This window comes from Arthrobacter zhangbolii, from assembly GCF_022869865.1.
Lineage (GTDB): Bacteria > Actinomycetota > Actinomycetes > Actinomycetales > Micrococcaceae > Arthrobacter_B > Arthrobacter_B zhangbolii.
Genome location: NZ_CP094984.1, coordinates 2,435,052 through 2,459,877 on the forward strand (window position 1 = coordinate 2,435,052; position 24,826 = coordinate 2,459,877).

Annotated in this window: 18 protein-coding genes; 9 read left to right on the plus strand and 9 right to left on the minus strand. The window is 64.7% G+C overall.

The window, feature by feature from the left end; all coding sequences use genetic code 11:
• Window positions 1-5: 5 nt before the first annotated feature.
• Window positions 6-3,932 carry an ATP-dependent RNA helicase HrpA gene (gene hrpA / locus MUK71_RS11310; protein WP_227929475.1) on the plus strand — a complete coding sequence of 1,309 codons (3,927 nt, stop codon included), beginning with the start codon at window positions 6-8 and terminating at the stop codon, window positions 3,930-3,932.
• Between the two features lie 72 nt (window positions 3,933-4,004).
• Here hrpA and MUK71_RS11315 read toward each other — a convergent pair whose 3' ends face one another.
• The 3 genes from MUK71_RS11315 to MUK71_RS11325 all read right to left on the minus strand — a co-directional run bounded on the left by MUK71_RS11315 (window position 4,005) and on the right by MUK71_RS11325 (window position 6,049).
• The gene (locus MUK71_RS11315; RefSeq protein WP_227903395.1) at window positions 4,005-4,433 is read right to left on the minus strand and encodes an HIT family protein; all 429 of its coding nucleotides are present in this window, start codon (window positions 4,431-4,433) and stop codon (window positions 4,005-4,007) included.
• A 93-nt stretch (window positions 4,434-4,526) separates the two neighbouring features.
• On the minus strand, window positions 4,527-5,393 hold the full coding sequence (locus tag MUK71_RS11320) for a sulfurtransferase (protein ID WP_423723750.1): 867 nt from the start codon (window positions 5,391-5,393) through the stop codon (window positions 4,527-4,529).
• Entirely contained in the window at window positions 5,393-6,049 is a 657-nt protein-coding gene (locus tag MUK71_RS11325) for an MBL fold metallo-hydrolase (protein ID WP_227929474.1), read from the minus strand. Before MUK71_RS11325 ends, MUK71_RS11320 begins: the two co-directional genes overlap by 1 nt.
• A gap of 166 nt (window positions 6,050-6,215) precedes the next feature.
• Here MUK71_RS11325 and MUK71_RS11330 point away from each other — a divergent pair, with 166 nt between their 5' ends.
• Window positions 6,216-6,599 carry a Fur family transcriptional regulator gene (locus MUK71_RS11330; RefSeq protein WP_227903971.1) on the plus strand — a complete coding sequence of 128 codons (384 nt, stop codon included), beginning with the start codon at window positions 6,216-6,218 and terminating at the stop codon, window positions 6,597-6,599.
• 77 nt (window positions 6,600-6,676) lie between these two features.
• On the opposite strand, the gene MUK71_RS11335 is transcribed toward MUK71_RS11330, so the two are convergent.
• The 5 genes from MUK71_RS11335 to MUK71_RS11355 form a co-directional block, all read right to left on the minus strand.
• Entirely contained in the window at window positions 6,677-7,564 is an 888-nt protein-coding gene (locus MUK71_RS11335) for a metal ABC transporter permease (protein ID WP_227929473.1), read from the minus strand.
• Window positions 7,551-8,381 (minus strand): metal ABC transporter ATP-binding protein, encoded by an 831-nt coding sequence (locus MUK71_RS11340; protein WP_423723751.1) that lies wholly within the window; start codon window positions 8,379-8,381, stop codon window positions 7,551-7,553. Before MUK71_RS11340 ends, MUK71_RS11335 begins: the two co-directional genes overlap by 14 nt.
• On the minus strand, window positions 8,378-9,388 hold the full coding sequence (locus MUK71_RS11345; RefSeq protein WP_227929472.1) for a metal ABC transporter solute-binding protein, Zn/Mn family: 1,011 nt from the start codon (window positions 9,386-9,388) through the stop codon (window positions 8,378-8,380). The genes MUK71_RS11340 and MUK71_RS11345 overlap by 4 nt, the downstream gene beginning before the upstream one ends.
• Window positions 9,389-9,540: 152 nt before the next feature.
• Window positions 9,541-10,605: a hemolysin family protein gene (locus tag MUK71_RS11350; RefSeq protein WP_227903401.1), complete on the minus strand. Its 1,065-nt coding sequence runs from the start codon at window positions 10,603-10,605 to the stop codon at window positions 9,541-9,543.
• Entirely contained in the window at window positions 10,602-11,999 is a 1,398-nt protein-coding gene (locus MUK71_RS11355; protein WP_227903403.1) for a hemolysin family protein, read from the minus strand. The genes MUK71_RS11350 and MUK71_RS11355 overlap by 4 nt, the downstream gene beginning before the upstream one ends.
• A gap of 519 nt (window positions 12,000-12,518) precedes the next feature.
• On the opposite strand from MUK71_RS11355, the gene MUK71_RS11360 reads away from it, so the two are divergent.
• The 6 genes from MUK71_RS11360 (at window position 12,519) to MUK71_RS11385 (ending at window position 23,546) form a co-directional block, all read left to right on the plus strand.
• The gene (locus tag MUK71_RS11360) at window positions 12,519-16,340 is read left to right on the plus strand and encodes a multifunctional oxoglutarate decarboxylase/oxoglutarate dehydrogenase thiamine pyrophosphate-binding subunit/dihydrolipoyllysine-residue succinyltransferase subunit (RefSeq protein ID WP_227903404.1); all 3,822 of its coding nucleotides are present in this window, start codon (window positions 12,519-12,521) and stop codon (window positions 16,338-16,340) included.
• A gap of 61 nt (window positions 16,341-16,401) precedes the next feature.
• Window positions 16,402-17,001 (plus strand): GDSL-type esterase/lipase family protein, encoded by a 600-nt coding sequence (locus MUK71_RS11365; RefSeq protein ID WP_227903405.1) that lies wholly within the window; start codon window positions 16,402-16,404, stop codon window positions 16,999-17,001.
• Window positions 17,002-17,313: 312 nt separating this feature from the next.
• Window positions 17,314-19,071: an ABC transporter family substrate-binding protein gene (locus tag MUK71_RS11370; protein WP_227929471.1), complete on the plus strand. Its 1,758-nt coding sequence runs from the start codon at window positions 17,314-17,316 to the stop codon at window positions 19,069-19,071.
• 106 nt (window positions 19,072-19,177) lie between these two features.
• Window positions 19,178-20,710 (plus strand): ABC transporter permease, encoded by a 1,533-nt coding sequence (locus MUK71_RS11375; protein WP_227929470.1) that lies wholly within the window; start codon window positions 19,178-19,180, stop codon window positions 20,708-20,710.
• A gap of 11 nt (window positions 20,711-20,721) precedes the next feature.
• A complete protein-coding gene (locus tag MUK71_RS11380) occupies window positions 20,722-21,765 on the plus strand; it encodes an ABC transporter permease (protein WP_227929469.1) in 1,044 nt (347 codons plus the stop codon).
• Window positions 21,762-23,546: an ABC transporter ATP-binding protein gene (locus MUK71_RS11385; protein WP_227929468.1), complete on the plus strand. Its 1,785-nt coding sequence runs from the start codon at window positions 21,762-21,764 to the stop codon at window positions 23,544-23,546. The genes MUK71_RS11380 and MUK71_RS11385 overlap by 4 nt, the downstream gene beginning before the upstream one ends.
• Before the next feature lie 27 nt (window positions 23,547-23,573).
• On the opposite strand, the gene MUK71_RS11390 is transcribed toward MUK71_RS11385, so the two are convergent.
• Window positions 23,574-24,539 (minus strand): zinc-binding dehydrogenase, encoded by a 966-nt coding sequence (locus tag MUK71_RS11390; RefSeq protein WP_227903415.1) that lies wholly within the window; start codon window positions 24,537-24,539, stop codon window positions 23,574-23,576.
• A 148-nt stretch (window positions 24,540-24,687) separates the two neighbouring features.
• Between MUK71_RS11390 and MUK71_RS16335 the strand changes: the two genes are divergently transcribed.
• The gene (locus tag MUK71_RS16335) at window positions 24,688-24,762 is read left to right on the plus strand and encodes a 50S ribosomal protein bL37 (RefSeq protein ID WP_369299106.1); all 75 of its coding nucleotides are present in this window, start codon (window positions 24,688-24,690) and stop codon (window positions 24,760-24,762) included.
• Window positions 24,763-24,826 lie beyond the last annotated feature (64 nt).

Below are 24,826 nucleotides of genomic sequence, written 5' to 3' on the forward strand. Positions count from 1 at the left end.
CAATCATGGCACTGACAATTTCCTATCCCGCACAGCTGCCCGTTTCGGAGCGCCGCGAAGACATCATGGCTGCCATTGCGGCCAACCAGGTCACCGTCATCGCCGGTGAAACCGGCTCCGGTAAAACCACACAGATCCCCAAGATGTGCCTGGAACTGGGTTTGGCGGAAAAGGGCCTGATCGGCCACACCCAGCCCCGGCGGCTTGCCGCACGCACCGTTGCTGAGCGCATTGCCTCCGAGCTCGACGTCGAAATAGGCGACGAGGTGGGCTTCCAGGTGCGGTTCACCGGGGAAACCAGCCGAAAAACCAAGGTCAAGCTGATGACCGACGGCATCCCGCTGGCCGAAATCCAGCATGATCCGAAGCTGAAGAAGTACAGCACCATCATCATCGATGAGGCCCATGAGCGCAGCCTGAACATCGACTTCATCCTGGGGTACCTGCGCCGGCTGCTGCCCGAGCGCCCTGACCTGAAGGTGATTATCACCTCGGCCACCATCGACCCGCAGCGCTTCGCCGAGCACTTCGCCCTGGACGGCAAACCCGCACCCATCATCGAAGTTTCCGGCCGCACCTTCCCGGTGGAAATCCGGTACCGGCCGCTCAACCAGCCCGCCGACGGCGGCAGCGACGACGACGGCATCGAGGATGAGCTCGAAGAGGACCGCGACCCGGTGGACGCTGTCTGCGACGCCGTGGATGAGCTCTCCCGCGAGGCACCCGGCGACGTCCTGGTGTTCTTCTCCGGCGAGCGCGAAATCCGCGACGCCGCCGACGCCCTGCGCTCCTCCGTCTCCCGCAACCCGCGGCTGGCCAACACCGAAATCCTGCCGCTGTACGCCAGGCTCTCCCTGGCCGAACAGCACAAGGTCTTCTCCCCCGGGCGGAACCGCCGGATTGTGCTGGCCACCAACGTGGCTGAAACCTCGCTGACGGTCCCCGGCATCAAGTACGTGATCGACACCGGCACCGCACGCATTTCGCGTTACTCGCACCGCACCAAGGTCCAGCGGCTGCCGATCGAACGTATTTCCCAGGCCTCGGCCAACCAGCGCTCGGGCCGTTGCGGCCGTGTCTCCGACGGTATTGCCATCCGTCTGTATTCGCAGGAGGACTTCGAATCCCGGCCGGAGTTCACCGATCCGGAAATCCTGCGCACCAACCTCGCCGCCGTCATTCTGCAGATGGCCGCCATGGGCGTGGCCAAGGGCCCGAAGGACGTCTCCGACTTCCCCTTCGTCCAGCCCCCGGATTCCAAGGCGGTGAACGACGGCGCGGTGCTGCTGCGCGAACTCGGCGCCCTGCACCCCAAGGGCGGCATCACCCCGGTGGGGCGCAAGCTTTCCCAGTTGCCGGTGGATCCGCGGCTGGGCCGGATGATCGTTGAAGCCGGACAGCGCGGCTGCGCCAAGGAAGTCATGGTCCTGACCGCCGCGCTGACCATTCAGGACCCGCGCGAGCGCCCCTCCAAGGATGATCCGGCCCGGGCGCAGAAGGCCGCGGAAATGCACAAGCGTTTCGTGGATGAGAAGTCGGACTTCACCGGCTACCTGAACCTGTGGCGCTACATCCAGGAAAAGCAGAAGGAACTCTCCTCCTCCGCGTTCCGGCGGCTGTGCAAAAACGAGTTCCTCAACTTCCTGCGGATCCGCGAATGGCAGGACCTGTTTGCCCAGCTGCGCCAGCTGGCCAAACCGCTGGGTATCACGCTGTCCCCGCACCCGGTGGACCCGGTGGGCCGGCACAAGGAAATCCACATGTCGCTGCTGGCCGGACTGCTGAGCCACATCGGCCTTTATGACCAGCGCAAACGTGAGTACGCCGGTGCCCGCGGCACCCGCTTCGCGGTCTTCCCCGGTTCGGCCCTGTTCAAGAAGTCCCCGGACTGGGTGATGGCCGCCGAGCTGGTGGAGACCTCCCGGCTCTGGGCGCGGGTGGCAGCGTCCTTCGATCCGCTCTGGGCCGAGGAAGTGGCCCCGCACCTGGTCAAGCGCACCTACAGCGAACCGCACTGGTCCAAGAGCCGCGGCGCGGTGATGGCCTATGAGAAGGTCACCCTCTACGGTGTGCCCGTGGTTCCGCAGCGCAGCATCAACTACGGCCGGATCGATCCGGTGCTCTCCCGTGAGATGTTCATCCGGCATGCCCTTGTGGAGGGAGACTGGCGCACGCACCACAAGTTCTTCCACCGCAACCAGGCATTGCTGGCCGAAGTGGAGGAACTGGAGAACCGTGTCCGCCGCCGGGGCCTGCGCGTGGATGACGAAACCCTCTTCGAGTTCTACGACGAGCGCGTGGGCGCCGACGTCGTCTCCGAACGGCACTTCGACAAGTGGTGGAAATCCGCCCGGCATGAGAACCCGGCGCTGCTGGACTTTGACCCGGATGCTCTGCGCACCGACGACGCCGCCGGCCTGGATGAGAACGACTTCCCCAAGTCCTTCTTCTACGGTTCCTTTGAACTGCCGCTCTCCTACGAGTTCACGCCCGGGGTGCCCTCCGCCAATGACGGCGTCACCGTGGAAGTACCCGTGCTGTTCCTCAACCAGCTCACTCCCGGCCCCTTCGCCTGGCAGATCCCGGGCCTGCGCGCCGAGCTCATCACGGCGCTGATCAAGTCCCTGCCGAAGGCCGTGCGGAAGAACTTCGTCCCGGCCCCCGACGTTGCCCGCGCCGCAGCCGCCGCACTGGCAGCCGACTTCGACCCGGCAACGGATGAGTTGGAACCGTCCCTGGAACTGGTGCTGCGCCGGCTCAAGGGCTCCATCATCCCGCCCGGTTCCTGGAACTGGGATGCCGTCCCGGGACACCTGCGCATGACCTTCACCGTGGTGGACTCCTCCGGACGGGTGCTGGACGAGGGCAAGGACCTGGCCGCTTTGCAGGAAGCCCTGGCCCCGGCCACCCGCCGCGCGATCGCCGAGTCGCTGGGAGCAACGCCGTCGACCGTGCAGCCGCGCGGACCCAAAGCGCCTCATGGGCCCAAGGGCGCCAAGGGTACGGCAGCGGCGAAGGGCGGCACCCCGGTCTCCGCCGCTGCCGACAACGGTTCCTCCGTGGCGGAGCGGACCGGGCTCACCGAATGGAGCGTAGGCACTCTGGAGAAGCAGGTGCAGCGGCTGGTGGCAGGCCACACCGTCACGGGTTACCCGGCCCTGGTGGACGAGGGCAGTACCGCCGGCGTGCGGATCTTCCAAAGCCCCGGCGAACAGCAGGCGGCAATGCGCGCCGGTGTCATCCGGCTGCTCGTACTGCGCGTGCCCAGCCCCGCAAAGTATGTGCTGGAGCATCTGAGCAATACCGAAAAACTGACCTTCAGCCAGAATCCGCACGGCAGCGTGGCGGCCCTCATCGAGGACTGCACGCTGGCTGCCGTGGACAAGCTCACTCCGGAAGCACTGCCGTGGTCCCGGGCGGAGTTTGATGCACTGTATGAAACCGTACGGGCCGAGCTCATCGATACTGTTTTCACCGTCACGGCGATCGTGGAGAAGATCCTTTCCAGCACCCGCCGGATCAACAAGGCACTGAAAGGCACCACGTCCCTGGCCCTGATCAGCGCCCTGAATGACATCAGGGCCCAGTTGGAGAACCTCGTTTATCCGGGGTTTGTGGCCCGTACCGGGTACGCCCAGCTGATGCACCTGCCGCGGTACCTGGCAGGGATCGAGCGCCGGCTGGAGAAGCTGCCGAACAATGTCCAGCGCGACGGATTGCAGATGGCCGTCGTCCAGGGGCTCGAGGATGACTACGACGACGCCGTAGCGGCCCTGGCGCCCGGCCGCGGGACTCCCCCGGAACTGGCGGAGGTGCGGTGGATGATCGAGGAACTCCGCATCAGTTTCTTCGCCCAGGAACTGGGAACGGTGCGCTCCGTCTCGGAAAAGCGGATCCGGACCGCACTGAACTCGGCGCTGGCACCGGCGTAAGTCCCGGGCCGGAAACACCAGCGGCAGCCCCGCCCCCAGGGGCGGAACTGCCGCTGTGCTGTCCGTGCAGCCTCAGGCTGCGGGCACAAACTCCGCATACCCGGCATCCTGCAGCGCGGCCCTGATCTTCTGCGCGTTCCGCTCCATCCGGTCCGGGTCCGGATTCGTTTCGGCGCGGCTGAAATCGAAATCCTCCAGCGAGTTGGCCGGCCAGACGTGCAGGTGCAGGTGATCCACCTCGAACCCGGCGATGCTCAGGCCCGCACGCTCGGAACCGAAAACCTCCACCTGGGCCTTCCCGACAGCCTGGGCCACAGTGATGAGCTTCTGCATGAGTTCGGCAGGGGCATCCGTCCACTTGTTGATCTCCTGCCGCGGAACCACCAGTACATGGCCGTCGCTGAGCGGACCGATGCTCAGGAACGCCACGACGTCGTTGTCCTTCCACACGAAACGGCCGGGAATCTCGCCGTTGATGATCCGGGTGAACAGGGTGGGCATGGGTTCTCCTTTGGGGTGTTCCGTCCGGCGGGCGGCGGGCAGGGGCGCCCGCAGCGGCGGCGGGACGGGTCGGCCGGTAAACATGCTTCGACGCTACCCTTTTTCCGGCGGCACTTCAGCACGGCCGGCCCCCGGGCCCGTGGCCACGGGGGCGCCGGGCGTATTGGACCATTGCGACCAGGAGCCCGGATACAGGGCCGCGGGGATGCCGGCGTAGGCCAGCGCGGCCACTTCATGGGCAGCGAAGATACCCGAGCCGCAGTACGCTGCCACCGGGGCGCCGGGACGCACACCCAAAGCCTGGAACTCGCTCCGCAGCTCGTCCGGTGCACGGAAGGTGCCCTCCGGTGCCAGGTTGGCTGTGGACGGGCGGTTGACGGCTCCGGGAATGTGCCCGGCACGGGGGTCCACCGGCTCGGTTTCACCGCGGTAGCGTTCCGGTGCGCGGGCGTCGATCAGTGTTCCCGCCGCAGCAACCCCGTCCACGTCCGCAAGGCCGGCTACGGGCATGTGGCCCCAGGAGAGCTGCGCGGTTCCCTCCGTTGCCTTCACCGGCCCGCTCTCCAGTGCCAGGCCTGCAGCCCGCCAGGCGCCCAGCCCGCCGTCGAGAAGGCGCACCTCGTTCCACCCCGCGTGCCGCAGCAACCACCAGGCACGGGCAGCTGCGGTGCCGCCGGCGTCGTCGTAAACAACCACCGCATCCCCCTGGTTCAGCCCCCAGCTGCGCGCGGCATCCGCAAATGCAGCCGGATCCGGCAGCGGGTGGCGGCCCTCCGCGGGAACGGCAGGTGCGGACAACTCGGTATCCATATCCACGTAGACCGCGCCCGGAAGGTGCTCCCGCAGGTACTTCCCGCGGCCGTCACTGGCTCCAAGCACCCACCGCACATCCAGCAGCACCGGCGGACGGTCCGAGCCGAGGGCCTGTGCCAGTTCCTGCACCGACATTACTACGTCCACTACAGGTCCACGGATTCGCAGGAGTCCAGGTGGCGGAACTCGGTGCCGTAGGTTTTCCCGAAACGGGTAACGTGCCCCTCGACCATGCCCAGTCCGGTCTCGTTCAGGAGTGCGTCGTGGATGTTGTACGCCCGCTCGGCGCCGGTGGCGATCACGAAATCGAGCACCTCCCCCACCTTGGACCACGGGGCATGCACCGGTACCAGCACGGTCCGAGGACGCAGCCCGTTGGGAACAACAAAGGAATCACCGGGGTGATAGACCCGCCCTTCCACAAGGTAGCCGATATTCGCCACCATCGGAATCAGGGGATGGATGAGGGCATGCTGGCCGCCAAAGGACTGGATACCAAAACCGGCTATGGTGAAGCTCGCGTTGGGCTCCACGTCATGGATGCGCCCGGCGAGGTCCCCGGCTTCCGCGCGCAGGGAATCTGCGAGGGACTTCGGTGCGTACAGCTCCAGGCCCGGCGCATCATGCATCTGTGCAAACACACGGGTGCGGTCCAGATGGTCTGCGTGCTCATGGGTGACCAGGATGGCGTTCGCATCCTCGAGGGCAGTCTCGACTTCGGAAAAAGTCCCGGGATCCAGGACAAGGACATTGCCGCCTTGCTCGAAGCGGACACAGGAATGCGTGTACTTCGTCATTTTCATAGCGCCACCCTACTCTGCGCTGCCCGGGCCCGGCAGGTTCCGGCCGCCCGGGGATTCACCTCCGCCGGCTGATAATCTAGACGGAGTGTCCGTACACCTATTGCCGGGAGGGGAATCCGTGTCATCCGAGACATCCCGGCCGTCCAAACGCGCACCGGAACAGCGAATGACCCGCCAGCGGCTTGCCGTGGGGCGCACCTTGGACGAGCTGGACGATTTTGTCAGTACCCAGGAGCTCTTCCGGCTGCTGCAGGAACGCGGGGAACGCGTTTCGCTGGCCACCACCTACCGCATCCTGCAGTCCATGACGGATGAAAACCTGGTGGATGTGCTGCGCAACGGTGACGGCGAGGCAATCTACCGGCGCTGCGCCGTCGAGCACCACCATCACCATCTGGTCTGCCGCGACTGCGGAAAGGCCGTGGAAGTGGAGGCCCCGGCTGTTGAGACCTGGGCGGCGGGCCTCGGCGCCCGGCACGGCTTCACCGATGTGGCCCATACCGTGGAGGTTTTCGGGCTCTGCCCCGAATGCAGCGCCCGTAAGGCCTAGTGCAGCACGAGGCCTGGCGCAGCGCCGCAAGGCCTGGCGCAGCAGCGCACGAGGCCGGCGGGCCGCAACAGGCTCAGTCAGGCGCCGGCAGTGGCGGTGTTCCTGCTGAGTTCCCGCCGTCCGCGCCCGGTCCGGAACCGGCGGATAAGCCGGCAGACCAAGTAGATGGCAAAGGACACGGTGGTTACGTACGGGCTGATCGGAATGCGGCCGCCCAGGGCCAGCAGGATCCCGCCCACGGACGAGACCAGGGCAAAGGCGACGCTGAGGAACACCACCAGCCGTGGCGAGGAGGTCACCAGCAGGGCCGCTGCGGCCGGGGTAATCAGCAGCGACAGCACCAGCAGCGCCCCCACCACCTGGATGGACAGCGCCACGGCCAGTCCAAGCAGGAACATAAAGACAATGGAGAGCACCCGTACCGGCACGCCACGCGCTTCGGCCAGGTCCGGGTCAGCGCTGGCAAAGGTCAGCGGACGCCAGATGAACAGCAGGGCGGCAACCACCACCGCGGCAACACCCGCCAGCAGGTTCAGCTGCACGGTGTCCACCGCCACGATCTGGCCGGTGAGCAGGCCGAATTTGTTGGCTGAGCGGCCCTCGTAGAGGCTCAGGAACAGGATGCCCAGGCCCAGGCCAAAGGGCATAATGACGCCGATGATCGAGTTGCGGTCCCTGGCCCGCAGACCCATCACCGCCAGCAGCACGGCCGCTGCCACCGAGCCGGCAAGGGACCCGATCACCACGTTGACGCCGATCAGCAGGGCAAACGAGGCCCCGGCGAAGGACAGCTCGGCAATGCCGTGCACCGCGAAGGCCAGGTCCCGCATCAGGACGAACGTGCCGATCAGCCCGCCGACAAGGCCCAGGATGGCGGCTGCCCAGATGGAGTTCTGGACCAGGGGCAAAAGCTCCCCGTAATCACTGAAATCGAAAACCGCCTCGAAGAAGCTACGCAGGTCCAAGATCACCCTCGCTTTCTCCGTGGTGGTGTGTGGTGGCGTCGGGGATACCCAGCACCACTATCCGTCCGTGGCTGCGCAGCACTTCCACGCGGCTGCCGTACATTTCCGAGAGCACGTCGCTGCGCAGCACCTCGGACGGTGTTCCGGTGCGGAACTGGCCCCCGGCCAGATACAGGACACGGTCCACATATTCGATCACCGGGTTGATCTCATGGGTCACGAAAACCACGGCAGAGCCGTCGTCGTGGCAGCGCCGTTCGATGAGGGAACTGATGGCCTGCTGATGATGCAGGTCCAGGGAAAGCAGCGGTTCGTCGCAGAGCAGCAGATCGGGGTTCGTTGCCAGTGCCTGGGCGGCGCGCAGCCGCTGCAGCTCTCCTCCGGAGAGGCGTCCCACGGGTTCGTCCGCATAGGCCAGTGCGCCCACCTGCTCCAGCAGCCGGTCCACCCGGCGGCGCACCGGCGCGCGGCGCAGCCGCAGCCCCCAGTGGTCACCGTCAACTCCGAGGCCCACAAGGTCCCGGCCGCGCAGCGGGGTGCCGGGGCTGAAGGACTTCTGCTGCGGAATGTAGCCGATGTCCCTGCTGCCGCGGTGCACATTGCGGCCGTTGATGGTGACGGTGCCGCCGCTGAGCGGCTGCAGGCCGAGCAGGACTTTCAGGAAACTGGTTTTGCCCGAGCCGTTGGGGCCCAGCACTGCCAGGAATTCGCCGGCGTTAATGTCCAGGTCGAGGTTCTTCCAGAGCGTGCGCTCACCAAATGAGAGCCCTGCGTCGCGCAGGCGCACTACCGGCGACGGAGCCGCTGCGGGCGTCACTGCAGGACACCTTCAATGGCCCCGGTATTCGCTGCCATCCACTGCAGGTAGTCCTGGCCCTCGGGCAGGGTCTCGGAGAAGTCCAGCACGGGGACGCCTTCGGCCAGTGCCGCTTCGCGTACGGCTTCGGTCTGCGGGGTGGAGGTTTGTTCGTTGTAGCCAAGGAAGACGATGGAACCACCGGTGACCAGGTCCTGCATCTCCTTGAGCACCTGCGGCGGCACGTCGGCGCCCTCTTCCACGGCTTCGGTGAAGTCGGACGGGGTGGCATTGTGGAGCCCTGCTTCCTCCACCAGGTAATCCGGCACCGGCTCGGTCAGGGCCACGTCACGGCCGTCCGCCACGGGACGCATGGCGGCCAGGGCAGCATTGATGTCCTCGATCCCCGCGTTGAAGTCCGCGGCATTGCTGCGGAAGGTTTCGGCGGCGTCGGGGTCGAGCTCAGCGAGCCGTTCGGCCGCTGCCTCAGCGAGCAGGCCCATCGCCTCGGGGCTGTACCAGACGTGCTCGTTGAAGGAACCGTGGCTGTGCCCTTCGTGGGAGTGCCCAGCATCGGCGTGGTCCTCTTCGGCGTGGTCCTCTTCCGAGTGGCCCTCTTCTTCGGAGTGGTCAGCTTCGGAACCCTCGAGTCCGGAGATCTCCACCGCGTTGAGGATGTCATCCTCCGGAACGCCCTCATCGGCAGCCAGCTTTTCCATGAAACTGTCATACCCTCCGCCGTTGAGCACCACCAGGTCAGCCTTGGACACGGCGAGCCGGTCCCTGGCCGTGGCCTCATAGGAGTGCGGATCCTGGCTCGGCCGGTCAATCAGCGCGGTGACTTCAACTTTGTCCCCGCCGACGCTGGAAAGGATGCTGCCGTAGACGTCGGTGGAAGCCACCACGTTCACCGTGCCGCCGTCGCCGGAACCGCCGGAGGCATCGCCGCCTCCGCCGCTGCAGCCAGTAAGGACCAGTGCTGCTGCGGCAAGGACGGTTCCGGCCAGGCGGGCGGGGGTACGGCGCATAAGTTCAATATCCCTGGGTTAGGTGGTGGCATGGACGGCAGGACAGGCCGGCGCCGGCGCCTGACGGCAGCGCCGCAGACTGCCGGCCCGGCAGCGAAAGCCTCTACAGCATAACCTAAACGCGAACCATTCGCATCTAGACTTCCCGCCCTTTAGAGGCTTTCCCCGGTGCGGCGGAAGCCCTGCGCCTGGGTGGCGTCCCGGATCTCGCCCACCAGCTGTTCAATGATGTCCTCAAGGAACAGCACTCCCCGGGTGCTTCCGTCCGGTGCCAGCACACGGGCAAGGTGCGAACCCGTCCGCTGCATCACCGCCAGCGCGTCTTCTATTTCGTCATCGAGGCGCAGGTTCGCCAGGGTGCGCACCTTGTTCTCGGTGATCGGCCGTTCGTACGCCTCCGGCGGGATGGACATGATGTCCTTCAAGTGCATGTAACCGGTCAGGTTGCCTGCTTCATCCACCAGCACAAAGCGGGAGAAGCCGGTCCGGCCCACTGCCCGTTCAAACTCTTCCGGAGTGGAATCAGTCCGCAGCGTCACCAGCTCATCCAGCGGCACCATGACCGTTCCGGCGCTTTGCCCGGAAAACTCCAGCGCACCCGAAATCACGCCGGAATTATCCGCCACGGTGCCAAGCTTCGTGGATTCCTCCACGATGGACTGCATCTCCTCAAGCGTGAAGGCCGAGGCAACCTCATCCTTGGGCGTAATGCCCACCACGCGCAGGGCATGGTTGGCGAGCCAGTTCAGTGCGGCAATGACCGGCCGGACAAGTTTGGAAATGAAGACCAGCGGCGGCGCGAGCAGCAGCACGGCCCGGTCCGCCACGGACACCGAGATGTTCTTGGGGACCATCTCGCCGATGGTGACGTGCAGGAAAGTGACCAGCAGCAGCGCCACCAGGAACCCTGCGCCGTCCGCGGCCTCAGTCGGCAGCCCCACTGCTTCCAGCGGAACCGAGAGCAGATGGTGGATGGCCGGCTCGGCTACGGAGAGGATCAGGAGGGAGCACACAGTAATGCCCAGCTGGGCGCAGGCGAGCATCAGGGAAACATGCTCCATGGCCCACAGTGTTGTCCTGGCCCGTTTGGAACCGGCTTCCGCATAGGGCTCAATCTGGCTGCGCCGGGCGGACATCACGGCAAACTCGGCACCAACGAAGAAGGCATTGCCCAGCAACAGGACGACCAGCCAGAAAATCCCTGCCAGATCGCTCATCGGATGCCCTCCCTTCGTGCCGAACGGTCCTTACGGGCCTCGGCCCGCGGTGCTTCCATGTTGTCCTGATGCTCGGTGGGATGCTCCCCTTCGCTGTCTTCCGCAACGGGGATAAAGCTGACCCGGTCAATCCGGCGGCCGTCCATGCGTTCCACTTCCAGCATTCCGCCGGGAACCTCCACACGGTCCCCCGCTTCCGCAATGCGGCCGAGTTCGGCCATGATGTAGCCGCCCACGGTTTCATACCCGGCTTCGTCGGGCATCCGCAGCAGCGGCACCAGTGCGGAGACCTCATCCGGACGCATGATCCCGGGGAAGTACCAGGCACCGGATGCACTCTGCAGCACCCCGGGCTTGGCTTTGTCGTGTTCGTCCGAGACTTCCCCGACGATCTCCTCCACGAGGTCCTCCAAGGTGGCGACGCCGGCGGTTCCACCGTATTCATCGAGCACGACGGCGAGCTGCAGGTTGGCGTTGCGGAGTTCGGAAAGCAGCGAATCCAGGTGCACCGTTTCCGGCACCCGGAGAATGTCGCTCATGATCGCGGCGGCAGGCAGCGTTGCGCGTTTGCTGCGGGGCACCGCCACAGCCTTTTTCACATGCACGACACCGCGGATGTCATCCGGGGAATCCCCCAGCACCGGGAACCGGGAATAGCCGGTCCGGCGGGCCGCTTCAATCACGTCTGCGACGGGCTGCTCGGCGTCGATGGTCTCGAGCCGGATACGCGGGGTCATAACATCCGCCGCAGTGCGCCCCGCAAAGGAGAACGTCCGGGAGAGGAAGGCCGCGGTGTTTTTATCCAGTGTGCCCATCTCAGCGGACCGGCGTGCCATCGAGGACAGTTCAGCCGGGGTGCGTGCACCACTGACCTCTTCCTTGGCTTCGAGGCCGAAGAGATGCAGGATGCGGTTGGCGAACCCGTTCAGCAGCAGCACCGCGGGCTTGAAGACCACGGTGAAGGCCAGCTGCGGGCGTGCCAGTGCCTTGCCTACCCGGAAGGGCATGGCGATGGACATGTTCTTGGGGATCAGTTCACCCAGCAGCATGGACAGGAACGTAGCCAGGATCATTGCGACGGTAACCGAGACCGAGTCAACCAGCAGGGGCGGCAGTCCCAGCCCGGCCAGCGGGCCTTCCAGCAGGCGTCCCACGGACGGCTCCATGACGAAGCCGGTCAGCAGGGTTGTCAGGGTGATGCCCAGCTGGCAGCTCGAGAGCTGGGTGGAGAGGGTGGTCAGGCATCGAAGCAGGGGTTCAGCGGCCTTATCGCCGTTTTCCACCGCGCGGCGTACGGCCGGCTGGTCCAGGGCGACGAGCGAAAATTCCACGGCAACGAAAAAACCGGTACCGAGAATAAGGAGCAGACCGAAGAAGAGGTAGAGCCATTCCATATCAGGCCCTCACCGCCACTTCGCCGCAGCGCCGGGCCGGGATTGCGGCGGGCTGCCTTAAAGAAAGAGGCAAGGCCCGGGGAAACCGGGAAACAGGCGCTGCCGGGATACGTTCAGACGGAGGGTGGTCGGCTAAGGCCGAACTGGAAGGCTCCGATGAAGCGGCAGGCGAATGCTGGGTGGATCGGGCGCGGGATTTGCCGGCTCGGGGCGAACCGGCAGCGGGAGCCGCAGTCCGGGACGCAGGCCGGCGCCTAGAAAAACTGTCCATAGGAGAGTCAGTTTACAGGTTCGGGGCACGCCCGCCACAGGTGCCTGCTACAACGCTTGCCGGCAGATCGCGCCGGGTGTCCTTCACGCAACCCGGCGGGATTGGCCAGTTCTTCGAATATGTCACTAGACTGGCATGAAGTCTCGGTCACTGCGCACCGGGCCGCACCAACAAGTTCTTGTAGCGGAACCGCTCAGATCATGGTGCCATCAGGGCAAACGGCAACTCATGGAAGAGGCGTATATCTAGTGCCAGACCAATCCAACCACCGCCTGCCGGAAGAATTCGGCGGCAACGAGTGGCTTGTCGATGAACTGTACGAACAGTATTTGTCGAACAAGGATTCCGTTGACAAAAAGTGGTGGAGCATCTTCGAGTCCTTCAAGGCTGAAGACTCCCAGTCAGACAACGGCTCCAACGGGAAGGCATCCGGCTCTCCCTCAGAACTCGGCGCAAACCCGGTAACCAGGCAGCTGCCCGTAGTGAAGGCCGAGTCCACGGCCCCCAACGCGCCCAAGGCGTCCGGTGAGTCCCCCGCTGCAACGCAGCAGTCGGGCAAACCGCCGGTAGCCAAGGAAAAGCCGAAGGCCGAGCCCGCCCCGCAGCAGGCCGCCAAGAGCGATCCGGCCCCCAAGGCTGCGCCTATCCCGGCCCAGCTGCCCAAAACCCAGCCCAGCGACGCTGCTGCGGAAGAGGACAAGGTCACCGTCCTGCGCGGACCGGCCAAGGCCATCGCCACCAACATGGACCTCAGCCTGAGCGTTCCCACGGCCACCACGGTTCGCGCCGTGCCGGCCAAGCTGCTCATTGACAACCGCATTGTCATCAACAGCCACCTGGAGCGGGCACGCGGCGGCAAGGTGTCCTTCACCCACCTCCTGGGCTACGCCATCATCCGCGCCGCAGCCCAGTTCCCTTCCATGAACGTGCATTACGACGAAGTGGACGGCAAGCCCGTTGCCGTCCAGCCGGCGCACGTGAACTTCGGCCTGGCCATCGACATGCCCAAGCCGGACGGCACCCGCCTGCTGGTGGTGCCGAACATCAAGAAGGCCGAAACGCTGAACTTCTCGGAGTTCTGGCACGCCTACGAGGATCTGGTCAAGCGCGCCCGCGCCGGCAAGCTCGGCGCCGACGATTACCGCGGCACCACCATTTCCCTGACCAACCCCGGCGGTATCGGCACCGTGCATTCGGTTCCCCGCCTGTCCAAGGGCCAGGCCGCCATCATCGGCGCCGGCGCCCTTGAGTACCCGGCTGAATTCCAGGGTGCCAATGAGAAGATCCTTGCCCGCAACGCGATCAGCAAGATCATCACGCTGACCTCCACGTATGACCACCGCGTCATCCAGGGTGCCGGCAGCGGCGAGTTCCTGCGCATCATCCACCAGCTCCTGCTCGGCGAGCAGGGCTTCTACGACGAGATCTTCGAATCCCTGCGGATTCCGTACGAGCCCGTGCGCTGGAGCCCTGACATCCAGGTGAACCCGGATGAGCAGATCAACAAGGTTGCCCGCATCCAGCAGCTCATCCACGCCTACCGTGTGCGCGGCCACCTGATGGCCGACACGAACCCGCTGGAATACGTCCAGCGCCGGCACGCCGACCTGGACATCCTGAACCACGGCCTCACGCTGTGGGACCTGGACCGGGAGTGGCCGACAGGTGGCTTCGGCGGCAAGCCGATGCTGAAGCTGCGCAAGATCCTCGGCGTCCTGCGGGACGCGTACTGCCGCACCGCCGGCATTGAGTACATGCACATCCAGGATCCCGAAGAGCGCCAGTGGTTCCAGGACCGCCTGGAAACCAAGTACACCAAGCCGAACCGCGAAGAGCAGCTGCGCATCCTCAGCAAGCTCAACGCCGCGGAAGCGTTTGAAACCTTCCTGCAGACCAAGTTTGTTGGCCAGAAGCGCTTCTCCCTGGAGGGCGGCGAATCCCTGATTCCGCTGCTGGACGCCGTGATTTCGGGGGCAGCCGACGACGGCCTCGAAGAGGTCGGCATCGGCATGGCCCACCGCGGGCGCCTCAACGTCCTGACGAACATTGCCGGCAAGACCTATGCCCAGGTCTTCCGCGAGTTCGAAGGAACCCAGGATCCGCGCAGCGTGCAGGGTTCGGGCGATGTGAAGTACCACCTCGGCACCGAGGGAACCTTCACCTCCGATAACGGCAACCAGACCAAGATCTACCTGGCCGCCAACCCCTCCCACCTTGAGGCCGGAGACTCGGTTCTTGAAGGCATTGTCCGCGCCAAGCAGGACCGGTTGGACAAGGGCGACGAGTTCCCCGTCCTGCCGATCCTGATTCACGGCGATGCGGCGTTCGCAGGCCAGGGCGTGGTGGCGGAAACGCTGAACCTCTCCCAGCTGCGCGGCTACCGCACCGGCGGCACCATTCACGTGGTGGTCAACAACCAGGTGGGCTTCACCACCTCCCCCACCTCCTCACGCTCCTCGGTTTACTCCACCGACGTGGCGAAGATGGTCCAGGCACCGATCTTCCACGTCAACGGAGACGACCCCGAAGCAGTGGTCCGGGTGGGCCAGCTGGCTTACGAATACCGCCAGCGGTTCCATAAGGACGTTGTCATCGACATGGTCTGCTACCGCCGCCGCGGCCACAACGAAGGCGACGATCCTTCGATGACGCAGCCGATGATGTACAGCCTGATCGAGGCCAAGCGCTCGGTGCGCAAGCTCTACACCGAGTCCCTGATCGGACGCGGCGACATCAGCCAGGAAGAGGCCGAGCAGGCGCTGCGCGACTACCAGGGCCGCCTCGAGCGGGTCTTCGCTGAGACGCACGCTGCCCAGACCTCCCCGATCCCGGTCATCACGAAGGACTCGGAAGCGGTTTCCGACCTGGAGCGGCCCGCCGCCCAGCAGGAGGGCACCACCATCATCAAGCCGGCCAGCACGGCGGTTTCGGCAGAGGTCCTGGCCCACATCGGCAAGGCCCACGTGGCGGTGCCGGAGGGCTTCACCATCCACCCGAAGCTCAAGTCCCTGCTGGAGAAGCGCGAGCAGATGTCCCGCGAGGGCAACATCGACTGGGGCTTCGCCGAGATTGCCGCCTTCGGCACCCTGCTGATGGAGGGTGTCCCGGTACGCCTGGCCGGGCAGGACTCACGGCGCGGAACGTTCACCCAGCGCCACGCCGTCTTCCATGACCGCGCCACCGGCGAAGAGTGGATGCCGCTGGCCGAGCTGGACCCGAACCAGGCGAAGCTGTGGATCTACGATTCCCTGCTGTCCGAATTCGCTGCCATGGGCTTCGAATACGGCTACTCCGTGGAGCGTCCGGATGCACTGGTGCTCTGGGAAGCCCAGTTCGGTGACTTCGTCAACGGTGCACAGACCATCATTGATGAGTTCATTTCCTCGGCCGAGCAGAAGTGGGGCCAGCGCTCCTCGCTGGTGCTGATGCTCCCGCACGGCTACGAAGGACAGGGTCCGGACCACTCCTCCGCCCGGATCGAGCGTTTCCTGCAGATGTGCGCGGAAGACAACATGATTGTTGCCAACCCCACCACGGGTGCCTCGCACTTCCACCTGTTGCGCCGCCAGGCCTACAGCCGTCCGCGGAAGCCGCTGGTGATCTTCACACCGAAGCAGCTGCTGCGCCTTAAGGCTGCCGCGACGTCGGTGGATGAGTTCACGCACGGCGAGTTCCAGCCGGTCATCCCCGAGCATGCGGAACTGGATGCAAACGCCGTGGACCGGGTCCTGCTGGTGTCCGGGCGCCTGTACTACGATCTTCTGGCCAACCGCCAGAAGACCGGCGACGAAAAAACCGCAATCGTCCGCGTGGAGCAGCTCTACCCGCTTCCGGTGGAAGAGATCCGGGCTGCCGTTGGCAAGTACCCGAATGCGGAGATTGTCTGGGCACAGGACGAGCCGGCGAACCAGGGTCCGTGGCCGTTCATCGGGCTGAACCTGCCGCAGTACCTGGACAGCCGGCTCCGTCTGGTTTCCCGTCCGGCGTCGGCGTCCACCGCTACGGGTTCGGCCAAGCGCCACGCCGTGGAGCAGGACATCCTCGTGAAAAAGGCCTTCGAACGGCAGTAGGCTACGTTTGGGTGGGGCGCTTCGGCGTCCCACCCTGTTTTTTGACCCGAGAAGGTGACTAGTGGAACAACGCAGAATCCGGCTTGCTGCGGTAGGTGACGAGCTGTTGGCCGGACACGGGGATCCGCGGGCACTTGGCTGGCTGGGCCGTGTCCTGGCCCGGACCTCGCCGGAGAACGTAAACCTGCAGGCATACAGCCTCGCGGCCCCGCACGAAGGCACCGAGGCCCTGGCCAACCGGTGGCTCGCCGAGGCCGGACGGCGCTTTGATGACGGCTGCGAAAACCGCCTGGTCATTGGTCTCTCCGACCGTGACCTGGACCTGGAACTCACCACCGCACGGAGCAGGCTGAACCTGGCCAACATCCTCGACGGTGCCGCCCAGATGAGCATCAAGGTTTTCGTCGTCGGGCCTCCCCCGGGACTGGACCCGGAACGTAACCGGAAGCTCGCGGACCTCTCCGCAGCCTTCGGCGACGTCACCACCCGCCGCAAGCATGTCTACGTGGACACGCTGAGCCCGCTGCTGAACCACGAACAGTGGCGCAACGACCTCGCTGCGAACGGCGGCACCCCCGGACAGGCCGGCTATGGCCTGATGGCCTGGCTGGTGCTGCACCGCGGCTGGTACCAGTGGCTGGACCTCCCCGACATGAATTAGCGGGCACGAATAAGCCCGGCATGACGATGAGCCTGCACGGCAGGCACTGGCTCCGTAAGAGATCACGGACCCGGACAGGCAGGCCCCTGCGGAATATATCCGCAGGGGCCTTTTTGTCACTACTGGCAGCTTTGCGTCTTTTTGTTCCCCCGGTTGACCACGATCAGGTAACGATCAGTTAACAACATGTAACTTGTCTCACAGCCGAAACATTTAGTGGCTAGTGTTTCTCCACATGTGGCGGCTATCACTGGCCGCTTGGGGGGCCATCTTTGGTGGTTCCTGACTCCTCATCACCAGTTAGGACTACAGATGCGTACTAAGCGCACGGCAGCTCTTGCCGCACTTTCCGTGGGGGCCCTGTTCCTTGGCGCCTGCGGATCCGCCGGGGGCGGAAACGAAAGCGACGGGGAAACCGCTCAGGCGGAGAACCTTGCCTCAACCATTACGGTTGCCATCAGCCAGGCACCAGATGCCTACAACTCCGGCACGGCCAACACCAACAGCTCGTACAACAGCTACGTTGACAACCTGGTGCACAGCAACTTTGTGGAATACAGCCCCAACGGCATCATCCACGACGAGGAGTTCGGCACCTTCGAAAAGACCAGTGACGATCCCCTGACGGTGAAATACACCATCAACGAGGACGCCAAGTGGTCCGACGGCACCCCCATCGACTTTGATGACGTGCTGCTGAACTGGGCCGCCTACTCCGGCAAGACCGTGGGCGCTGACGGCGAGAACATCTTCCAGCCTTCCTCCACCAACGGTTACTCGCAGACCAAGATGATCGAGGGCGAGGCTGGCGCCAAGGAATTCGAGATGGTTTTCGAAACTCCTTACGCTGACTGGGAAGCCATGATGATCGGCCCGATCATGCCGGCTCACATTGCTGCCGAGCAGGGCGGCCTTAGCGTTGAAAACAACGGCGAAGCCCTGGTCAAGGCCATCCAGGACAACGACACCGCAGCGCTGACTCCGGTCGCCGAGTTCTGGAACACCGGCTGGAACTATGAAGCCGACCTGACCGCCCTCCCGGATGCCGCACTGATCCCCTCCTCTGGTCCGTACGTGCTGGACAATGCCACCGACGGCACGTTGACCCTGAAGGTCAACGAAAACTACTGGGGCGAGGCACGCAAGGGCCAGACCGAGAACATCGTCTTCAAGGCCATCGAGGACACCGAAGCCGTGCAGGCACTGCAGAACGGTGATGTTGACATCATCGAGCCGTCCGGCCCGACCGTCGACACCAAGACCTCCATCGAGAACATCGGTGAGAGCGTCACCATGCTCACCGGCCCGGAACTGACCTTCAGCCACATTGACCTGGACCAGTCCGAGAACGGCGTCTTCAAGGACCTGGCCGTACGCCAGGCCTTCGCCAAGTGCGTACCGCGCGAGGACATCGTCGAGAAGTTCGCCAAGCCCATCGATGAGAACGCCACCGTGGACAACCTGCGCGAATACCAGCCCGGCCAGGAAGATTACGAAGACGTCCTGGCAGGCGCACCGTCCGCCAGCGAGTACGACGAAGTCGACATCGAAGGTGCCAAGAAGCTCCTTGCCGACGCCGGCAAGACCGAGCCTGTTTCGGTCCGCCTGATGTTCTCCTCCACGAGCCAGCTGCGTGCGGACATCGTGACCCTGATCAAGACCTCCTGCGACCAGGCCGGGTTCGAGATTGTTCCTACCCCGGACAAGGACTGGAGCGCCAAGCTCAATGAACCCGGCGCCTGGGATGCCATCCTCTTCGCCTGGGCCGGTTCCGGCCTGGCTGCCAGCGCCCAGTCCATCTACGTCTCCGACGGCGAGCAGAACTACGGCAAGTTCGCCAGCGAAGAACTGGACAAGATCTGGGACCAGATCGCCCAGTCCACTGACGACGAAGAAGTCAAGGAACTGAAGACCCAGGCCGAGGAAATCCTCGCTGCCGAGGTCTACAACGTGGTTCTCTACGCGAACTCCGGAGTGGTTGCCCACTCCTCCAAGATGGAGAACGTTGAACTGAACCCGAGCCAGAACGGCATCACCTGGAATGCCTACAAGTGGACAAAGCAGGCCTAGCAAAAGCACCACGCTAGCCGTGTGAGAGGCGGGGATGGTCAGACCTCGGTCTGCCCATCCCCGCCTTGTGCACGCGGTGTCCAGTCCCACCCCCAAGGAGCCTTCGGTGTTCTACTTCATTCTCAAAAGAGCGGTGACCTCGTTCTTTATCCTTCTGGCCGCCACGGCGCTGATGTTCGTCCTGGCCGTCAATTCAGGCGATCCGTTCTGGGATCTGGCCGAACTGCGCAGTACGGACAAAGAGTCCCGCATGGCCGCCCGGACCGAGGCCATGCACCTGGATCAGCCCGTGTATATCAGGTACCTGCTGTGGCTGCAGGAGATCGGCCGCTGCATCATCCCCGGCGGCGCCCAGTGCACCCTTGGCCTGGACCGGGTAGGGAACCCGGTGATCGACCAGCTGCAGTCCGCTGCCGGTTCCACCTTCCGCCTCGTACTCGTCGCCACGGTCCTGGCCATCATTCTCGGCGTCCTGGTAGGCGTCGTCACCGCCCTGCGCCAGTACAGCGTGTTTGACTACTCGATTACCTTCGTCGCATTCCTGCTCTTCTCCATGCCGCTGTTCTGGCTCTCCACCCTGCTCAAGCAGTACCTGGCCATCGGCCTCAACACCTGGCTCGCGAATCCGGCAATGTCCTATCTGGGCCTATTGATGATGGGACTGATAGCGGGCGTTATCTGGATGATCGTGATCGGCGGAGACCGTAAGCGCCGTCTGCAGGTATTCGCCATAGCCGCAGTGGCTACCTCGGGCACCTTCCTGGTGCTGCTGGAAACCAACTGGTTCAAGACCCCCGGATTCGGTCCCGTGGGTATCCTCGTCAGCGCATTCGCCATTGCCGTGGGCGTCACCGCCCTCTTCGCGGGCTTCCGCCGCCGCAGGATCGTGTATGCCGCTCTTGCCACTGCAGCCACGGGGTTTGTCGGTTACTTGGTCACCATGAACATCATGGAAGATCCCAACTGGCTCACCATCGCCGGCCTGGCCGTCGTGACCCTTGCGGTCTCCGCCGCCATCGGCCATTTCGTGGGCGGCCCGTATGCCAAGCAGGCCCGCACCCTGACGGCCGTCATCGGTCTGCTGATCGGCTTCATCGTTTTCGTGGATTCCCTGCTGCACGCCTACCCCTCGCTTTCACAGAAGAACGGCGGCCGTCCGATTCCCACCACCGGATCCTCCACCCCCAACCTGGAGGGCACGTTCTGGGAGGTGAACCTGGACTACGCGCTGTACCTGGTGCTGCCAACGATCGCCATCATGCTGATTTCCTTCGCCATGTACACCCGCTACACCCGGGCAAGCCAGCTCGATGTGATGACCCAGGACTACATCCGCACCGCGCGCGCGAAGGGCCTGAGCGAGCGCACCGTGATTGTCAAGCACGCCTTCCGCAACGCGATGATCCCCATCACCACGCTGATGGCCTTCGACTTCGCCGGTGTGCTTGGCGGAGCAGTCATTACGGAGGCCGTGTTCGGCTGGAACGGCATGGGCAAAATGTTCACCGACGGCCTGTCCAACGTGGATCCCAACGTGATCATGGCATTCTTCCTCGTCACGGCTGTTGCCGCCGTGACCTTCAATATGCTGGCCGACATCGCCTACGCGTTCCTCGACCCGCGCATCAGCCTGAACTGATTGGTAGTGCAATGACTGACAACAACAACTCAGCAGACGGGCCGAAGGACAGCAGTCCGGAACTGGCTGCCATGACGCTGGCAAGCCAGCGCACGGTCACCGCGGACGCACCCGCAACCCGGGATGTCGTCGCCGAACCGAAAATCACCGAGGCAAAAAGCCAGTCCCGGCTGGTCCGGGAACGCTTCTTCCGGCACAAAGGGGCCATGGGCGGCATGATCGGCCTGGCCCTTATTGTGGTGCTTGCCTTCTCCTCCATCGGCTTCAACATCGGTCCGCTGCACATCCCGGGCTGGTGGAAGCACTCGTTCACCGATGTTATGCCCACGGTCGAGGGCGGCAAGCCCACCCTGTCCTGGACCGGACTGGGCGAGCACCCCTTCGGCCAGGATGCCCTGGGCCGGGACTACTTCGCCATGACCATGCGCGGTGCGCAGATCTCCCTGATCATCGCCTTCATCGTCGGGATCGTGGGCACCATCGTCGGAACCGTCATCGGTGCCCTGGCCGGCTACTACCGCGGCAAGGTTGAAGCCGTGCTGATGCGTTTCACCGACGTCATCATCACCATTCCCCTGCTGGTGGTGGCCGCCGTGCTCGCCACCATCGTATCCAAGGCCGGCATCGTGGTGTTTGCCATCTTCCTGGGCATGCTCACGTGGACCGGGCTCGCCCGTATTGTCCGCGGCGAGTTCCTTTCCCTGCGCGAAAAGGAATTCGTCGAGGCGGCGAAATCAGTGGGCGCAAGCTCCTCCCGGATCATCTTCAAACACATCCTGCCCAACACTGTGGGCGTCATCATCGTCTCGGCCACGCTGGCCATTTCCGGTGCCATCCTGCTCGAGACCGCGCTCGGCTTCCTGGGCCTGGGCGTGCAGGAACCGGACACCTCGCTGGGCAAACTGATTAATGAGAACCGGTCCGCGATGACCGTCCGGCCCTGGGTCTTCCTGTGGCCCGGCGTGTTCATCGTGGCCATCGCCCTCACCGTGAACTTCATCGGTGACGGCCTCCGGGATGCGTTTGATCCCCGACAGACAAGGAACAAGCAATGACCTCCACACCGGTATACAGCGACACCCCGGCCACCGGAACCGGGACCCCCATCCTGGAGGTCTCCGGACTCGGCGTCGATTTCAATGTCGACAACGAATGGGTCATGGCCGCCGAGGACGTCAACTACCGGGTCTATCCCGGCGAAATCCTGGCCATCGTGGGCGAATCCGGATCCGGCAAAAGCATGTCCTCCATGGCCCTGCTTGGCCTGCTTCCCGGCAACGGCCGCTCCAAGGGCAGCGCCAAGCTGCAGGGTAGGGAACTCATCGGAGCACCCCAGTCGGCACTGCGGAAGGTCCGCGGCAATGACATTGCCATGATCTTCCAGGAACCCATGACGGCACTGAATCCCGTGCTGACGGTCGGTGAACAGGTCAAGGAGATCATCGAGCAGCACACGGACGCATCGCCCGCCCAGGCGAAGGAACGCGCCATCGAGCTGCTGCGCATGGTGGAGATCCCCGATCCGGAAACCCGTTATGAAAACTATCCGCACCAGTTCTCCGGCGGGCAGCGGCAGCGGGCGATGATTGCCATCGCCATCGCCAATGACCCGATCCTGCTTATCGCGGACGAACCCACCACGGCTCTGGACGTAACAGTGCAGGCCGAAGTCCTGGAACTGCTGCGCAAGCTCAACAAACGCCTGAACAGTGCCATCCTGCTGATTACCCATGACATGGGCGTGGTGGCGGACCTCGCGGACAACGTGATTGTGATGCAGAACGGCCGGATTGTGGAAGCCTCCTCGGCGACCGACCTCTTTGGTGCCCCGCAGCAGGACTACACCCGGGCACTGCTCGACGCCGTACCCCACCTTGGGTCAAAGGTGGGTGGTGTGCTCACTGCCGTGGAGGTCGAGGACGACGGCTCACTGCAGATCACCGAGGCCCCCCGCTCCGTGATGGCCGCTTCCGAGGAGGTAGCCGAGCCGACGTCGTCGCAGACGCCCGCCCTTCAACTGGAAAACGTCGCCATCGAGTACCCGGGGCGGTTCCGCCAGCCCGCCTTCCGTGCTGTGTCCGATGTTTCCTTCACCATCATGCCCGGCGAGGTCATGGGCCTGGTGGGCGAGTCAGGTTCGGGCAAGTCCACCATCGGCCGCGCCGTCACCGGCCTGCTTCCGGTGGCCGACGGCAGCGTGCGGATCAACGGGACGGACATTGCCGGACTCTCACCGAAGAAGATGCGTCCGCTGCGCAAAAAGTTCGCCATCGTCTTCCAGGACCCTGCAGCGTCCCTGAACCCGCGCATGTCCATTGGTGAAAGCATCGGAGAACCGCTTTTCCTGCATGAGAAGCTCAGCAAGGCCGAGCTGAACAAGCGGGTGGAGGGGCTGCTTGACGACGTCCAGCTGCCCAGGGCGTTCCGGAACCGGTATCCGCATGAGCTGTCCGGCGGCCAGCGCCAGCGTGTAGGCATTGCCCGCGCGCTCTCGCTGCGCCCCTCGCTGCTGGTGGCGGACGAACCCACCTCGGCCCTGGACGTGTCAGTCCAGGCACGGGTGCTCGCGCTGCTGCAGGACCTGCAGCGCGAATACGGTTTTGCCTGCCTCTTCGTCAGCCACGACCTTGCCGTGGTGGAGATCCTCGCCAGCCACATTGCGGTGCTGAACAAGGGCCGCATGGTGGAGCAGGGGTCCACCGAGCAGGTCCTGAAGTACCCGCAGGATCCGTACACCCGCCGCCTGCTGGCAGCGGCCCCCGTGCCGGATCCCGCCGAGCAGGCCTACCGCCGCGAGCAGCGCAACGCCCTGCTCGCGGCCGGCAGCACCGACTAGCCGGCTCACCGGCATAAGACGGCGGCGTCAGTGGCGGAAGACAATCTTCCCCATGACGTCGCCGTCGTGCATTTTCCGGAACCCCTTCTCCGCTTCCTCCAACGGCAGGACCGAGTCAATCTCCGGCCGCACTCCGGTTGCCACCAGGAAGTTCACCAGCCGCACCAGCTCGGCACGCGTGCCCATGGTGGAGCCAAGGACCCGCAGCTGCAGGAAGAAAACCCGGTTCAGGTCCGCCGGCGGGTTGGGGCCGCTGGTGGCGCCGCAGGTCACTACCGCACCGCCGGGCTTCAGGGATTTCAGCGAGTGCGCCCAGGTGGCCTCACCCACCGAATCAAACACCGTGTCCACCCGCTCCGGCAGCCGTGCCCCGGCCTCGAAGGCCTGCTCGGCGCCCAGCTTCAGCGCGTGCTCCCGCTTCTCGGCGCTCCGGCTGGTGGCCCACACCCGGTAGCCGGCCGCCGAGGCAAGGCTGATGAGTGCTGTGGCCACTCCCCCGCCGGCGCCCTGGACCAGGATGGTGGAGCCCGGTGCGGCGGGATTGACCGTGAACAGCATCCGGTAGGCCGTCAGCCAGGCCGTCGGCAGGCAGGCTGCCTCCTCAAAGCTCAGCTCCGCAGGCTTCGGCACCAGGTTGCGGGCGGGAACCCACACCTCATCGGCCATGGCTCCGGGCAGGCGTTCGGAGAGCAGGCTGCGCTTCGGGTCCAGGGTCTCGTCGCCTTCCCAGCCCGGGGAGGAAATGACGCCGTGGACAATCACCTCGTTGCCGTCGTCGTCGATCCCGGCTGCGTCGCAGCCCAGCACCATCGGCAGGGCGTCAGCAGCGAGCCCCACCCCCTGCAGGGACCACAGGTCATGATGGTTCAGTGCCGATGCCTTAACCCGGACCCGGCGGAACCCCTCCGGCGGCTGCGGGGCGTCGAATTCCCCGACTTTCAACCCGCTGATCGGATCTTCCGCGGACTGCGTCTGCGCGTACACTGCTCGCATCGTGAACTCCCTCACTTCTGGCTCGGTTATCTGGCGTGCCCTCCATCCTAGGGGACCGTGCCTGCGGCCGCCCGAAACGCGTTAGGCGTGCGCATGAGGCATGTGGGACACTGGAGGGCAGAACTTTTCGGAATCAAAGGAGGCAGCTATGAGCAAGCGTGCACGCAAGCGTCGTGACCGTAAGCGCGGCGGCGCTAACCACGGTAAGCGTCCCAACACCTAAGCAGTGCTTTGGTAGCCGCGTGGCCTAACGGCCAGGCAAAAAGAACCCCCGGAACCTAACGGTG

What these genes read in the sequence shown, in the direction of transcription:
- hrpA (WP_227929475.1), top strand. Translation starts at nt 6, where the DNA reads ATGGCACTGACAATTTCCTATCCCGCACAGCTGCCCGTTTCGGAGCGC.
- MUK71_RS11315 (WP_227903395.1), bottom strand. Translation starts at nt 4,433, where the DNA reads ATGCCCACCCTGTTCACCCGGATCATCAACGGCGAGATTCCCGGCCGT.
- MUK71_RS11325 (WP_227929474.1), bottom strand. Translation starts at nt 6,049, where the DNA reads ATGAAAATGACGAAGTACACGCATTCCTGTGTCCGCTTCGAGCAAGGC.
- MUK71_RS11330 (WP_227903971.1), top strand. Translation starts at nt 6,216, where the DNA reads ATGACCCGCCAGCGGCTTGCCGTGGGGCGCACCTTGGACGAGCTGGAC.
- MUK71_RS11345 (WP_227929472.1), bottom strand. Translation starts at nt 9,388, where the DNA reads ATGCGCCGTACCCCCGCCCGCCTGGCCGGAACCGTCCTTGCCGCAGCA.
- MUK71_RS11350 (WP_227903401.1), bottom strand. Translation starts at nt 10,605, where the DNA reads ATGAGCGATCTGGCAGGGATTTTCTGGCTGGTCGTCCTGTTGCTGGGC.
- MUK71_RS11355 (WP_227903403.1), bottom strand. Translation starts at nt 11,999, where the DNA reads ATGGAATGGCTCTACCTCTTCTTCGGTCTGCTCCTTATTCTCGGTACC.
- MUK71_RS11370 (WP_227929471.1), top strand. Translation starts at nt 17,314, where the DNA reads ATGCGTACTAAGCGCACGGCAGCTCTTGCCGCACTTTCCGTGGGGGCC.
- MUK71_RS11380 (WP_227929469.1), top strand. Translation starts at nt 20,722, where the DNA reads ATGACTGACAACAACAACTCAGCAGACGGGCCGAAGGACAGCAGTCCG.
- MUK71_RS11385 (WP_227929468.1), top strand. Translation starts at nt 21,762, where the DNA reads ATGACCTCCACACCGGTATACAGCGACACCCCGGCCACCGGAACCGGG.
- MUK71_RS11390 (WP_227903415.1), bottom strand. Translation starts at nt 24,539, where the DNA reads ATGCGAGCAGTGTACGCGCAGACGCAGTCCGCGGAAGATCCGATCAGC.